Source organism: Fluviispira sanaruensis (genome assembly GCF_004295685.1).
In the GTDB taxonomy this organism is placed as follows: Bacteria; Bdellovibrionota_B; Oligoflexia; order Silvanigrellales; family Silvanigrellaceae; genus Silvanigrella; species Silvanigrella sanaruensis.
This window is the reverse complement of the sequence record NZ_AP019368.1, coordinates 1,879,618-1,894,415: the sequence shown is the minus strand read 5'-3', so window position 1 is coordinate 1,894,415 and position 14,798 is coordinate 1,879,618. Positions and strand designations below refer to the sequence as shown.

Sequence of the window (14,798 nt, the reverse complement as noted above, 5' to 3'; positions counted from 1 at the left end):
GCTCCAATTATGAAAAACAATATTTTATAAGTATATGAATATATAGATAGATAATTGCATATTAAAGAAAAAATTAAAATAACTCGATCAAAAGATTGGTATTAGAAGAAAAGTTCTAATATGCAGGAGGATTTATGAGTTTTATGCAAACTATTTTTAAAATAGTTCTTTTATCATTGCTCTTATCCCAAAACAATGCTGCTTTTTCAGACAGTGGTTCTACTAAGAAGCCACACTGGGGATATACTGGAGAAAATGGAGCAGAAAATTGGGGTAAACTTGATGAGTCTTATAAAATATGTTCTATGGGGATAAATCAATCTCCAATTAATATCCAAAAGACACAAGCGAAAGAAAATGAGTCTTTAGCAAAATTAGATTTCTCTTATTCAGGAATTCCTCTTACTGTTTTGAACAATGGACACACAATTCAAGTAAATTATCCAAAGGGAAGCAAATTAGAAGTTGGCCGTAAGCAATATGGATTGCTTCAATTCCATTTTCACACACCGAGTGAACACGCACTCGATGGGAAGAAATCTGCAATGGAAGTTCACTTTGTGAATCAAAATGAAGATGGAAGCCTTGCTGTTATTGGGGTATTAATGAATAAAGGTAAGAAAAATAATGCCCTCGCTTCAATTTTTGACAATATGCCTAAAAAAGAAGGAACCTCGGTCAATGTTAACTTAGTTAACTTTGAAGCCGAAGATGTCATCCCAAAAGGAAGTAAATATTTTACTTATAAAGGCTCTTTAACAACGCCCCCATGTTCACAAATTGTGACATGGTATGTGCTTAAAGAACAAATAGAAGTGTCTGCAGAACAAATCAAAAAATTCCAAAGTATTTTTAAAATGAATGCTCGCCCTATCCAAGCATTGTCAAATAGAGCCATTGAGCGTAACGATTGAGTAAGATAGAAAAGAATAATCTCTAAAAATTCAAGAGTGATTGTAAATTGCTCTTGAATTTGAATTATTCCTAATTTGATTATTTCTCTCAAAATTGTAAATCTCGTTAATAATAAATTTTTCATTTTCTATGATTGAAAAATGAGTATCATTTTCGCAATATATTACCTTAAGTTGTTCTTTATAAATTAATGCATTTAAAATATTATTATTAGGAAGACTTGTTGTGTATTCGTTTAAATTATTAATTGCATCGTACTCAGTATTTTTGCGGAACTGATTTGCCTTAAATAAGAGAACTTTTGAATAAGCTAATTTATTACTTATTTCTTGCTTTAGAATATTATTTTCTATTTGATAATTGCTTAACATTTTATCCATCTGTATATCATCAATTTTTTGAGACATTTCTTTCATAAATTCTTTCTTAAAAATATGGATATCAATGCTATTATTTAACATAAAATTATCAGGATAAAAAGTATCCAATAGGTATATAGAAATATTTTTAATACCTTGCATTTCTAATATACTAGCAATTTCTAGGCAAATATAACCCCCCAAGGACCACCCAAATAAATAGTAACTTTGGTTTGGATTTTGCAACGATTTCTTTTTGATTTGCTCCAGATAATATGTAGCAAGAGAATTTAAATTCTCAATTTTTTTGCAATGAAGCATGTTATATGAGTCTATACCAAAACAGTGAAAATCGTTGCTAAAACTTTTTGCAATTTTTGTATAAACTTCGCATCCAGCACGAGCGGGGTGGATCATAAAGAGTGCGGGTTTTTTAATGGCATTGTTTAATTCGATGAGAATTTCTGATTGAGCAGTCTTATCATTTATAACTTTAACAATTTCTTCGATACATTTATATGTAAACAAATCAGAAATTTTAAGATTTGCAGAGTATTTATTATTGATTCTATTAATAATTTTTATAGCGGTCAAACTATTTCCGCCCAAGTTAAAGTAATCATCTTTTATGCCGATGGTATTTCTATCTAACCCTAATATTTCTTCCCAAATTTCACAAATATTTTTTTCTACCTCATTTTGTGGTGGAATGTATTTACAAGTATTATCTGTAATATAACGATCTTCTGTAAAGTTAAATGGCAGCGCTTTTGTATTGATCTTTCCACTTGTGTTTAAAGGAAACTCTTCTAAACGCAAGTATTTAATTGGAATCATGTACTCGGGAAGTCTCTTAGATAAATGTTTAATAATTTCTTCGCTTGATATTTGAGTTCTAGATTTATAATAGCAGCATAAAAATTTATTATCTTTTAGTTCTTTTATAATAACAACTGCTTGTTCGATCTCACTGAGCTCTAGTAATGAACTTTCAATTTCACCTAATTCAATTCTATATCCACGAATTTTTACTTGTGCATCATTTCTACCAATGTATTCAAGTTCATAATTTGGTAATATTTTAACAAGATCTCCTGTTTTATAGAGACGTGAATTTATAGAATTTTTATTTGCTACGCTGGTTTGGAATGGATTTGATACGAACTTCTCTTGAGTCATTGAGTCTCTATTTAAGTATCCTCTTGCAACTCCATTTCCGCCTATATACAACTCACCTACGGCCCCGATAGGTAATAGCTGTAAAGAATCATTTAATACATATCCTGTAGTATTTAGAAATGGATAACCTATGCAGTTAATTTCATCTTGATTGGTGTACTCATGAAATGTATTCATAACACATATTTCTGTTGGACCATAAGCATTTACCAATTTTCTTTTATTATTTAAATAATATGATAAAATGTTTTTATTTATTTTCTCTCCCCCAATCATTATTAAATCAGAGGAGAATAATTCTGTATTCATAAGAAATGCTGGTGGAAATATAGCTAGATTTATATTGTTATTCATTGCATAATTATTAAGATTATAATAGTCTTTTCGCAATTCATTTGGAATAAGGTGTAAGCAGTTTCCTTGGAAAATACTACATGATAATTCTAGTACATGTCCATCAAAAGCAAAATTCATGATAGATAATACATTAATATTTTTAACGCCAAATTCATTAAATAAAAAATCGTTTAGATTTACAATTAAATTTATGACTGCAGCGTGCTCTATGAGAACTCCTTTTGGTTTTCCAGTTGTCCCAGATGTATATATGACATATGCTAAGTTGTTGCTTTCCTGAATTATTTCTAAATTATCGGATGCACATCTGGATAGTTTTTCTATTACTTCAAATGATTCTAGGTAAACAGTGTTTAATTGCTCTAATGAACTGTCGAGTGATGGTAAAATTTCATTCGTAAAAATATTTTTATGCATTTCATTTGTTAATAATAATTTTGTATTTGTATCTTCCAATATAAATTTGATCCTCTCTTTTGGCGATTCTGGATCAATAGGGACATAAGCACCTCCTGCCTTAAGAACTGCGAGGATGCATATGGTCATATTTACATCTCTATCTAAACAAAGTGCAATAAGAGAGTCAGCTTCTATCTTATAATGAGCTCTTAAGAAATTTGCTAGTTTATTTGTGCGCTGATTCAATTCAGAATAAGTTAAGGCATTTTCTCCACAAATAAGAGCAATTCTTTCTGGATTATTTTGAGCTATTAACTCAAATATTTTCTGAATTGTATTTTTTTTGCATTCTAATTTGACTGGTTTGTGCCAAATTTGAGATATTATTTTCTGCTGTTCATTTGGGACGCAATTAAGATCTTTAAGTCTTAAATTCTTATTTAAATTTTTGATTTCATTGTTTGATAATTCTTTAAGAATATGAATATAAATTTCGATATAATTTTTTATAGTTGCATCATAGAATAAATTAACAGGATAATTAAAACAGACTAAAAATCCATCTTTACTTTTCTCTATAAATAGACTTAAGTCGAATTTTGCAGGAGAAAATAAATGATTGAATTGATAAAATGAGTTTTGTTCTTTTGTAAATAAATTTGATCTATTTTCTTCTATTTTATTATCACTAAAATCTTGCATACCGAAGATTACTTGAAATATTGGATGCTTACTTTGGTCTCTATTTGTTGAGATTTCTTCTACTAATTTTTCAAATGGTATATCTTGGTTTTTTTGAGCCTCAATCAATTCGCTATGGACTGATTTTATAAAATGATCAATTTCCATTTCAGCTTCAATTTGGGAGCGTAAGGGAATGAGGTTTACAAAAAATCCTATGAGATCCGAAATCTGATGATAGTGTCGATTTGATATAGGAGTGCCTATTAAAATATCTTTTTGTCCACTGATTAGACTGAGCATTATGTAGTAGGATGATAAGAAAAAACTAAATTGAGTCACATCAAGCTTTTTAGTAGCGAGTGCAATATCTTCAGATAGTTTTTGATCAATTTTATGGAATAAATTTTTTCCTTGATAATTGAAATATTTTGGTCGAACTAAATCTGGGTGAATATCTAGTGACTCGGCGTTATCAAGTTTTCCTTTCCAATAGTTTTTTTGATCGTCTAAAATATTTTTATTAATATTTTCTTTCTGCCAATATGAGAAATCTAAATATTGGATATTGAGAGTTGGTATTAGTTCGTCAAGTTCTTCTTTAGAAATTATGTTTTCAAAATAATTATAATATGTATTCAATTCTTTAAGAAATATTTCATTAGACCAGCCATCAAATGCTATGTGATGGGCTGCAATGCACAAATAGCTGTCTTCAATTTCATTGCATTTTTCTAGTTGTAAAATTGATATTCTAATTGGTATTTCTCTGCTTATTTCAAAGGTATAATTTAATTCGATTTCTATTAATTTTTCAAGCTCAGTCTTTGAGGTACACTTTTTTATCGGCACTAATAAATCATACTCACTTAAAACTTCTTGGTAGGGATCGCCATTTTCGGTTTCTTTTATTATAGTTCTTAATATTTCATGTCTATTAATTATCCTTTGTGCGGACTTTTTAAGCGATTCAGAGTTGAAATTTTTATCTAGATTATAGACCATGGGAATGTTATAGCTATTTAATCCACTATTTATTTTATCAATAAACCAAAGGCGTTCTTGCGCAAATGAAAGATAATATTTTGTTGTATGATCTCTGCATAATTTTTTTATGGAGTTTTCATTGCAATTATTTTTCTTTGAAATTTCAATTATTTTTTCTATGCTTTTATATTTCAAAACATCTTGAAGGGAAATATTTAATTTAAGATCTTTTTTTATCTTATTTACAAGCTTTATAGCATTTATGCTGTTTCCACCTAATGTAAAGAAACTGTCATTCATGCTTATATTTTCATATGAGATACCCAAAATATTTTGCCAAAGAATAGTCATATTATTTTCTAATTCATTTCTTGGACTAATATGATTTATATTTTTTTCAATTGTTGGCATCGGAAGTTTATTTTGATCAAGTTTACCGTTAGAGTTTAATGGTATTTCAGTTAAATGTATAAATAAACCAGGTATCATATAGTCAGGTAGGCTTGAAGATATAAATTCTATAATTTCATTCGGGTCGATTTTTTGTAAAGATATATAATAGCATATCAATACTTGATCTTGAGATTTTTCAAGAATTTTTCCCATAACTAATGATTGTTTTATACCTTTAAACTCATTTATTGACTTTTCAATTTCTGAGAGCTCTATCCTATGTCCACGAATCTTAATTTGATTGTCATTTCGACCAATATATTCAAGTTCATTATTTGGAAGTAAACGGACATAATCTCCTGTTTTATACAAATGCGCATTAATCCTTTTTTCTTTTTCAAATTCTGTCTGATATGGATTCTTTATAAATTTTTCATGAGTTAATTCAGGCATATTTAAATAGCCGCGCGATAAGCTGATTCCCCCTACAAATAATTCTCCTGATGCACCAGTTGGTAGAGCTTTTAGATTCTTATCTAAAATATATAAATTTGTATTTGGAAATTTTTTTCCAATAATTGATTTAGTTAATTTATGTTCTATTGATGAAGTATATTTTTTAAGGGTTACTTCTCCTGTCTCGGTAGGTCCATAGTAATTTAGAAATATTCTTTCATTATCTACATATTGTTCAATTATACTGGTATCAAGTGCTTCACCACTGAATTGAAATTTTTTAAGATTTTTAAACATTTCGAGATTCAGTTCTTCAGAGAATATTTTAAACTGTGAGGGTACAAAATGGCAAATGCTTATTTTGTGCTCGATTAATAATTGCTTTATTTCAGATAGATTAAAGATTTCTTCTGTTATTACTAATTTTGCTCCTGAAAGGAGCGTGGTAAATATATCTGAGAATGAAACATCGAACGTTATATTTGTTTTAAATAAATATGAATCTTCATTGCTCATTTCATTTTGCTCTATCATGTATTGAATTCGGTTCACGCAGCTTGCGTGATCCATCATAACTCCCTTAGGTTTCCCTGTCGTTCCTGATGTATAAAGTATATATATGAGATCATTTAGTGACCGTGTTTTTTGCACGCTCGTTTGTGATTGCTCAATAATTTCATATTCTGTGTCTATAGAATCAAGGTAAATAATTTCTTTTTTAAATAAATTTTTGATTGTATTTAGATTTTGATTGTCTGTTAAAATAGTTATAGGATTAGCATCATTTAAAATGTATTTGACTCTATCAATTGGTAATTTAGTGTCTATTGGGATATATGCAGCACCAGCTTTTATTATTGCTAAAATAGATATTATAATTTTTTCACTTCTATTTAAAGAAATTCCAATGAGTGTATTTTCTGATATTGCAAATTTTTGTAAAATATAATTAGCAAGCTTATTACTATATTCATCAAGCTGCTTATAGGTTATTATTTTGTTTTTAAAAATTACTGCTGTTTTGTCAGGATTTCTTTTTACTGAATTTTCAAATAATTTTATTATATTTTCTGAATTTTTTTTAATTTCATTATCGCTAAAATTATTAACTTTTAATGTGTGAAAATCTTTTATAAATTTTTTTGATTTATCAGGAGAATCACTTAAAAGATAAGTCGTTATTTCTTGATATATATCTTTGTAGTATTGACAAAAATTATTGATTAACTCTTCAGAAATTTTTTCTCTTTTATAGTCTACTCTAATATTTATTTCATTTTCTGCTTGTTGATACTCAAAGATGAAGTCATGGGTCAAGGCTATATTTGATCTTGTTATAGTTTTGGATTTTATATTTTCAAATTCAAAACTTATATTTTGTAAGAAAGCACTTGTAAAGCTAATTGAAGTTAATTTTTCTTTTGGTTCTATATTTATTTTATAGAGGGGAAAATATGATCGTCTTTTATTGTCTTCTTTAAGTGATTTTAAGAAATTTTTGGTGTTAAGTATTATTTCTTCAATCATTATATCATCATGTATATAAAATGGAAGCAAATTCACATTAACATTAGCTCCAAAGTGCAAACTCATACCTTCTTTAATTGATATAGGATAAGCTACTAAAAATTTTTCTGTTCTTGAAAACTTAAATAGAGTTACTGCAAACACGATTTTTGAAAATAGATAAGGAGTTATAGTGAATTTTTTCTTTAATCTATTTATATTTTCACTTTTAATTGATATGTAAATTTCATTAATTCCTAACAAGTCTTGATTGGTGAGTTCTTGGCAATTATTTGTTAAGTAAGATTTTTTGAAGAAAGGATCCTCTAGAAAAGAAGTATCAAGAATAGAGTGATTTTTAAGTTTTTCATTCCAAAATATTTCATTTTCGCTATTATTTTTATCAATCTCATCTTCCAATTTCTCTCTCATATTATTAAATTTATTAATTTGTTCTGTTAAACTGAGATTATATTCGTATGATGGGTTATTATAATAATTTGAGAGTTCGAGATAAATTTCAGGGCCTGAAGCTCCATCAATAATGGCGTGGTGCATGACAAAAATAAATCGATGCTTATTTTCGGAAAGTTTAAATATGCTGTATCTAAATAGTGGACCAATTTCAAGATCGAAAGGTTCTGCTATTACTTTTTTTATTGAATCTGGGTTATATGTTTTTTTATATATCTTTAAATCTTTTAATGATTTGTTTAATATCCAGTAATATTCATTGTCTATTTCCTCGATATGTGAATTGAAAATATATTGTTCTGAAATCATTTTTTTAAGTGATCGATTTAATCTATTGATGTCAAGTTCTCCATCAATAATTTGGTCAATAACCATATGATAATCAGAATTATTTGGATTTAATTTCCATTCAAAATAAAAAGTTTTTTGAAATGGAGAAACTTTTAAAGGTGTCATGTTTCGTTCTCTTATACAAAGATTTAGTTCGTAAAAATTAATTGATTTCATTTTTATTTATTACGATTTTAATTTTAAAGCAAGAATAAATTGTGTTTTATTTGAAAAATAAATTGTGTCTGAATTGCTACGATTTTCCAAGTGTGTTTAGTTTTTTAGAACGAGGGTTTAATTAATTTGTAATATAATATTAGAAATGAAAATCGCTTTTTTTTGTTATAAATCTCTCTTGAAATTTATCTGGAAGAAGCTGACAGCTTTCTTTCTTTCCGAAAAGATATCTATTTTTACTGAATATATCATATATATAATTGTGTATTATTTTTGGAGTGTATACTAAAAGATGAAATAGACTGAGTGGGAATTTTAAATATTTCGCCAATTCAATGATGGCATCGAATTGACTGAATAGCTTTCCATCTTCAAATAAGACAATGCTTTTATTTCCGCCAAAATAGTTTATTTTGTTTAAAAACTCTTTACTTAATTCTAAATTGAGATCAGAAAAATAGATATTTGCACCATCGCGTTCAAATTTTAAGCAGAGCATTGAGAAGCGCGTGCAAAATGTACAATCTCCATCAATAAAAACAATGATTCTTTTCATAGTTCTGTTTCTTGTGTAAGTGAGCTTAAACGTCGTCAATGCATATCACTTGTTACTAAATCTCTATTCGGATCCATTTCGAGTAATAAAAAATCTAGATATTTGACATGCTCTCTGGAGAATGTCGCGCGCAAGTGATTTGCATCGGTATAAATGGGTTTATTTTGATATAAACTTGGACATACTGAATTGTTATCATATAAATAATCCAAAGGATCGATCACATGTGCGCCAGCTTGACTGACTGTTTCCTTTAGTTTAAGTAAAAAGGAATCATTGGACTTGAGCAGATTATTTTTATTGATACTTTTAGCGTGATAAATAAATTTTTCATGCCTCAAGGAACGCTGAATACTTTTTAAAGGAGAAAGTTCGTCTCCTCTTGGTATATTTAAAACAATATATATAGATTTATTTAAACTCACTAATTTCTTTATATCAGAAGAAAGTTCGTTTAGTATTTTACTAATAGCAGTGGGTGATTCACTTAAAAATTCTTTTGAGCTTTCACCGATATAATAAGTTTTTGCGTCTTTTTGCAAATAGCCAAGCCAATCTGCTGCTATCACTATTTTTTTGATATCTGGATCCTCTGCATAAGAATAAGCATCATTCATAAATATTGGACATTTTGTTTGGCCTTTTCTGATAATATGTTTTATAGGCATGCAGCCACCCATCGTATAAAAAATTGTATTGATTTTGAGATTTTTATGCTCATTTACGACCTGTTCGATTCTGGGCGCATAATGAATCATATTGCTATCACCGATAAATAATATTTTATTCGCGGATTTTTTATTCATATATAGGGATGAATTTTTATAAAATTCTTTATGCAAATTCTTTGTTGGAAAATCCCAGTCAGTCGCTGCAGAGTTTAATTCTTGTAAATTGAATTGATTTGAATAAGGTTTTAATAACCCTTTATAAGTTATTATTCCTGTTATAAAAAATATTATACTTATGGTAGATAATGAATAGATTATTATTCTTCGGTTTGCTTTTTTAATTGGTTTTTCTAGTATATGGTAAGTCAGGATCGATAAAATGATTGTCAAAATAAAAACAGTAATTAAACTTTTTTGCGAGGGATTACCTGAGGACAAATAATTATTATATATCAGCAAAGGCCAATGCCAAAGATATATGGGATAGCTTATTAGACCGATATAAACTAAAAATTTATTTGATAATAGTGTGCGATTGAGAAATGAGTTTTCCCCAGAGTTTATAATCAGGAAAGTACCTATAACGGGCATAAGCCCCCAAAATCCAGGGAACATTTTTTCGCTGCTTATAATAATGATTGAGGAAAAAATAAGGAAAAAACCAACAAAGGATTGTATATTTTCACTATATATATTTTCACGAAAAATTTTATTTTTATATATTTTACAATAGCCTAATAAAGTTCCTGCAGATATTTCCCATATGCGGGATATACTCATAAGATAAGCTTCACTGACTCTTTCAAGCTGATAAAGTAATATAATATTTGCTGCAAATGATATAATTAACAGTGAAAAGATTATTCTTAAATAATATTTTTTAAATTTAAAGCATAAAAGAGCAAGAAAAGGCCAAAAGAGATAGAATTGCTCCTCAACGCCGAGTGACCAGAGATTGAGCAAGGGGCTTTTTTCCGAAGAGAAATAATCAATGTCTGCTCTCCAAAAAAGCTCATTGGCTATAAATGCAATTCCACCTGCTATGGCTTTGCCAAGAGAAATAAATTCGCGATCAAATAATAGCAACCAACCAAGCGTGTAAGTGAATACTAATACAATTAAAAGTGCTGGAAAAATTCGTATGACTCTGCGTGCATAGAATTCTTTGAGACTGAATGAACGATTTTCTATTTTTTGGAAAATAATAGATGATATTAAAAAACCAGAAATAACAAAAAAAATATCCACCCCAATAAATCCTCCAGGCAGGATATTGGGAAATAAATGATAAATAACAACAAATAGAACGGCAAATGCTCTCAATCCATCGATATCGGAGCGATATTTTAACTGATTATTATTATGCAAAATTTTGGCCTTTCAAAAAGCAAATAATAATAATTACTTAAATTATTATTTGCTTTTTGCTATCAATATTTTTGCTTTTTATCAATGATTTGAGTGGTCTAAAAATAGAAAAATCTATAAAATCAATAAGTTGTTTTAAATTTAATGATTTTATAAATTTTTAGCTTAGTGTTTCAATTTTTTGGCAATATCTTGTCCACAAAGCCATGCCCCTGTCCAAGCATTTTGAAAATTAAATCCACCCGTAACACCGTCCACATCAGTCGCTTCGCCTGCAAAATAAAGGCCTGGGTGGAGTTTGCTTTCCATAGTGCGGAAGTCAATTTCTTCTCGCGCTATACCGCCTGCTGTGACGAATTCTTCTTTAAATTCACCTTTACCTTTTACGTTGAATTCGTATTGAGTCATACGTTGCGCAATCTCTTGCAATTGCTTTTTTGTCACTTCGCCATAGGTGAGGGCTTCGTTCAGACCCGATTCCCGTAAAATTGCGTCCCAAAATCTTTTTACGCAGGGAAAAGGGTTTTCATTACTCACTTTTTTCTTAGGAGATTGAGTTTTGCAGGTCTCAAGCAGTGCGAGAGCTTCGTGTTGTTTGAGGGATTGAGTCCAGTTCAGGATTAAAGTTGCTTTATATGCGCTGGCGTGCAGTTCTCTTGCAGCAAATGCCGAGAGTTTTAAGATTGCAGGCCCACTGAGCCCCCAGTGGGTGATAAGACAAGGACCCTTTTGGATAAAATCCTGAGAGGCTCCTTCTACTTTTAAGGTTGCTGTCACCTCGGTAAAACTGATTCCGGCTAAATCTTTGAGCAGTGGATTTTTAATTTCAAAGGTAAAAAGGGATGGAACAGGTGCTATGAGTTTGTGTCCCACATTGCTCGCAAGACTGACACCATAGGGCATACTGCCTGTAGCAAGCAGGATAAATCGCGCTTTGACGGGGTCAGAGGCTTTGCTGTGAATTTCAAAGCCCTCTGCACTGGGAAGAATTTTTTGGACTAGTTTGTTTTTTCTAAGTTCAACGCCCGAGTCACGGGCTGCCCCCAAAAGGCAGTCAACAACAGTCTGTGAATCATTGGTTGTCGGGAACATGCGTCCATCACTCTCAGCTTTAAGCTCGACGCCATGCGCCTGAAACCATTCCACAGTGTCTTTGGGTTGAAATTTGTGGAAGGATCCAATCAATTCTTTTTGTCCTCTTGGGTAAAAAGAAATAAGCTGTTTAGGCTCATAAAGATTGTGAGTGACGTTGCAGCGCCCTCCACCAGAAACTTTGACTTTTGTTAAAACTCTTGCTGTGGCTTCGAGTATAAGAACGCGTGCCCCTGGAAAAGCTTCAGCGCATGCAATTGCTCCAAAATATCCTGCTGCGCCGCCACCAATGACAACGAGATCCCATTCTTCCATACTGATATGTACTCCAAATAACCGTATTCTCTTAATTTTTATTCTGCAGACACCGAAGCGGCTGCGCTGCGCCGGCCTGGCTTAGTTGGAGTGCTTGGCAAAGCTTGGCTTGCACCTGGCAAAGACTTGATAGAGTCTTCGCTGGCTTCATCTGTTGTGTTAGCTGGAGTGCGGATGAGATTAGCCCGGGCGCGCACAGCCGCTTCGATCTTTGCCATGGTTTCTGGATGCTCACGCAAATACTCTTTTGCATTTTCGCGTCCTTGGCCAAGGCGTTCGCCATTGTAAGTGAACCATGTTCCGCTTTTTTGAATGATTTCGGCTTCAGGGGCAGAAGCAAGATCGAGAATGTCTCCTTCTTTGCTAATGCCCTGACCAAACATAATGTCGAATTCTACTTCCTTAAAGGGAGCTGCTACTTTGTTTTTAACAACTTTGACTTTCGTACGATGACCAATGGTGTCGTTGGAGTTTTTGATAGCGGCAGCCCTGCGCACTTCAAGGCGCACAGAAGAGTAAAACTTGAGAGCCTGCCCTCCTGTTGTGGTTTCAGGATTGCCAAAAACAATACCAATTTTCATACGCACTTGGTTGATAAAAATGACACAGCAATTGGTTTTTGAAATGCTTCCTGTCAGCTTGCGCAGAGCTTGGCTCATAAGGCGTGCCTGTAGACCCATATGGCTGTCACCCATTTCCCCTTCAATTTCAGCCTTTGGCGTGAGGGCCGCAACGGAGTCCACAACAATGAGGTCCACGGCGCCGCTTCGTACTAACATGTCTACAATTTCAAGTGCCTGTTCGCCGTTGTCCGGTTGGGAAACAAGAAGGTCTGAGGTGTTCACCCCAATTTTACGCGCATAGCTGACATCGAGAGCGTGTTCAGCATCGATAAAGGCAGCAATGCCTCCTTTTTTCTGGCATTCCGCAATGGCGTGTAAAGTTAAAGTGGTTTTACCACTTGATTCTGTTCCATAAATTTCAACCACCCGTCCTTTGGGTAAACCTCCTACCCCTAAAGCAACGTCAAGACTGATAGAGCCCGATGGAATAACTTGAATTTCTTGTGCAATTTTAGAATCATCGGAAAGGCGCATGATTGTGCCCTTGCCAAATTGCTTTTCAACAGATTGGAAAAGAGTTTCTAGGGCTTTAAATTTATTGATGTTTGTATCTGCAGCTGACATGAGAGTCTCCTTTTATTGCAAAGATATGTTGCACGTGGTTAGATAAAGATATGTGTTCAGAAATCGTGCAACCCATAATCGTATATAGACTCTTCCAAATAGAAGAGCTACCATACATTTGTACTGTCTATTCTTTCATAGCCCTTGTTCAGTTTCAATTCAAGTGAAGCTCGTGTATTTTCCTACCCGGTCGTTATTGGAGAAAGTTAGATGACTCAAAATCAAAGTTCTGAAAATACTATTGCTGTTCTTTTTGGTGGGCGTTCAAGTGAGCATGAAATATCTCTACGCTCTGCAGTTTATGTTTTTAAAAATATTCCTGAAAAATATAATATTATTCCCGTTGGGATCAATAAAAAAGGGAATTATTTTAGTTTAGAAGGAACCTTTAAAGCAAAGGATTTTTCTGACATTACGATTGAAGATCTTGCGGCAATTATAAATGGGCAGGTTCTTAAGCAAATGCCTGAACGTAAAAATCTAAAATGTGTACTTTTACCTTATTTGCACGATGAGATTGAAAAGGATTTTAAATCATTCCCTTATCGTATTCTCAATTTAGAAGCATCCTGTTTTTTTCCTATCTTGCATGGGCAAAACGGAGAAGATGGACGTTTACAAGGGCTTTTTGAGTTGGCAGAGGTGGCTTATGCTGGTTGCGATCTTCGTGCCAGTGCAGTGGGGATCGATAAAGATATCGCTAAGCGACTTGTACGCGATGCAGGAATCTCGATTGCAAAATATGAGCTGATTGAAGGAGAGGCTTATACGAAAAATCCCGATGAAACTCTTGAGAGAGTAGAAATATCAATAGGTTATCCTTGCTTCGTGAAACCCAACTCTTTGGGGTCTGCTGTAGGGACAGGGCGGGCAAAAAACCGGGAAGATCTGATAATTCTTTTAAAAGAGGCACTTGCCTTCGATCAAAAAGTATTGGTTGAGGAACCTATGCAAGGCACTGAAGTCGAATGCGCTTTTTTAGGAACGTCTGCCTTTCCAAAAATAACGATAGCTGGGGAGATTGTTACGAAGGATTTCTATTCATATGAAGAAAAGTATTCGAGTGTTTCTGAGGCAACAACCAAAATACCAGCAAGTATCAGCGCTGACAGAATGAATGAGCTAAAAAATATTGCAAAAAAAGTTGCGCAAGTGACTGGAATTTCTGGATTGTGTCGGATTGACTTTTGGAACTGTCAAGACCCCAATCGGTTTGTTTTCAATGAGATAAATACACTTCCAGGCTTAACATCCATAAGTATGTTTCCAAAACTCTGGGAGCAAGAAGGCATTGTTGGAAAAGTTTGGATCGAAGATGTGATTGAGCAGGCTTATGAGCGACGCAAATGGGTGGCAAAAAGTCAGTATGGGATAAGAGCCTCAATTTAGAAGCTTC

7 protein-coding genes are annotated in these 14,798 nt (G+C 32.2%); 2 read left to right on the top strand and 5 right to left on the bottom strand.

The window, feature by feature from the left end:
• The first annotated feature begins 134 nt into the window (after positions 1-134).
• Positions 135-914, top strand: coding sequence for a carbonic anhydrase (locus EZS29_RS07955; protein WP_130608543.1), 780 nt, complete (start codon positions 135-137; stop codon positions 912-914).
• Between the two features lie 30 nt (positions 915-944).
• Here EZS29_RS07955 and EZS29_RS07950 read toward each other — a convergent pair whose 3' ends face one another.
• The 5 genes from EZS29_RS07950 to recA form a co-directional block, all read right to left on the bottom strand.
• The gene (locus EZS29_RS07950; protein ID WP_172603843.1) at positions 945-8,162 is read right to left on the bottom strand and encodes a non-ribosomal peptide synthetase; all 7,218 of its coding nucleotides are present in this window, start codon (positions 8,160-8,162) and stop codon (positions 945-947) included.
• Positions 8,163-8,352: 190 nt separating this feature from the next.
• A complete protein-coding gene (locus tag EZS29_RS07945) occupies positions 8,353-8,769 on the bottom strand; it encodes a thiol-disulfide oxidoreductase DCC family protein (protein ID WP_130608537.1) in 417 nt (138 codons plus the stop codon).
• Between the two features lie 35 nt (positions 8,770-8,804).
• Complete coding sequence (locus tag EZS29_RS07940) at positions 8,805-10,808, bottom strand: acyltransferase family protein (RefSeq protein ID WP_172603842.1); 2,004 nt, start codon at positions 10,806-10,808, stop codon at positions 8,805-8,807.
• 165 nt (positions 10,809-10,973) lie between these two features.
• Positions 10,974-12,215 (bottom strand): BaiN/RdsA family NAD(P)/FAD-dependent oxidoreductase, encoded by a 1,242-nt coding sequence (locus EZS29_RS07935; RefSeq protein ID WP_130608530.1) that lies wholly within the window; start codon positions 12,213-12,215, stop codon positions 10,974-10,976.
• Positions 12,216-12,253: 38 nt separating this feature from the next.
• A complete protein-coding gene (recA, locus tag EZS29_RS07930) occupies positions 12,254-13,402 on the bottom strand; it encodes a recombinase RecA (RefSeq protein ID WP_130608526.1) in 1,149 nt (382 codons plus the stop codon).
• A gap of 210 nt (positions 13,403-13,612) precedes the next feature.
• Here recA and EZS29_RS07925 point away from each other — a divergent pair, with 210 nt between their 5' ends.
• A complete protein-coding gene (locus EZS29_RS07925; RefSeq protein ID WP_130608523.1) occupies positions 13,613-14,791 on the top strand; it encodes a D-alanine--D-alanine ligase family protein in 1,179 nt (392 codons plus the stop codon).
• Positions 14,792-14,798: the final 7 nt, after the last annotated feature.

Coding starts and splice junctions, on each gene's coding strand:
- EZS29_RS07945 (WP_130608537.1), bottom strand. CDS start 8,769: ATGAAAAGAATCATTGTTTTTATTGATGGAGATTGTACATTTTGCACG.
- EZS29_RS07925 (WP_130608523.1), top strand. CDS start 13,613: ATGACTCAAAATCAAAGTTCTGAAAATACTATTGCTGTTCTTTTTGGT.
- recA (WP_130608526.1), bottom strand. CDS start 13,402: ATGTCAGCTGCAGATACAAACATCAATAAATTTAAAGCCCTAGAAACT.
- EZS29_RS07935 (WP_130608530.1), bottom strand. CDS start 12,215: ATGGAAGAATGGGATCTCGTTGTCATTGGTGGCGGCGCAGCAGGATAT.
- EZS29_RS07955 (WP_130608543.1), top strand. CDS start 135: ATGAGTTTTATGCAAACTATTTTTAAAATAGTTCTTTTATCATTGCTC.
- EZS29_RS07950 (WP_172603843.1), bottom strand. CDS start 8,162: ATGACACCTTTAAAAGTTTCTCCATTTCAAAAAACTTTTTATTTTGAA.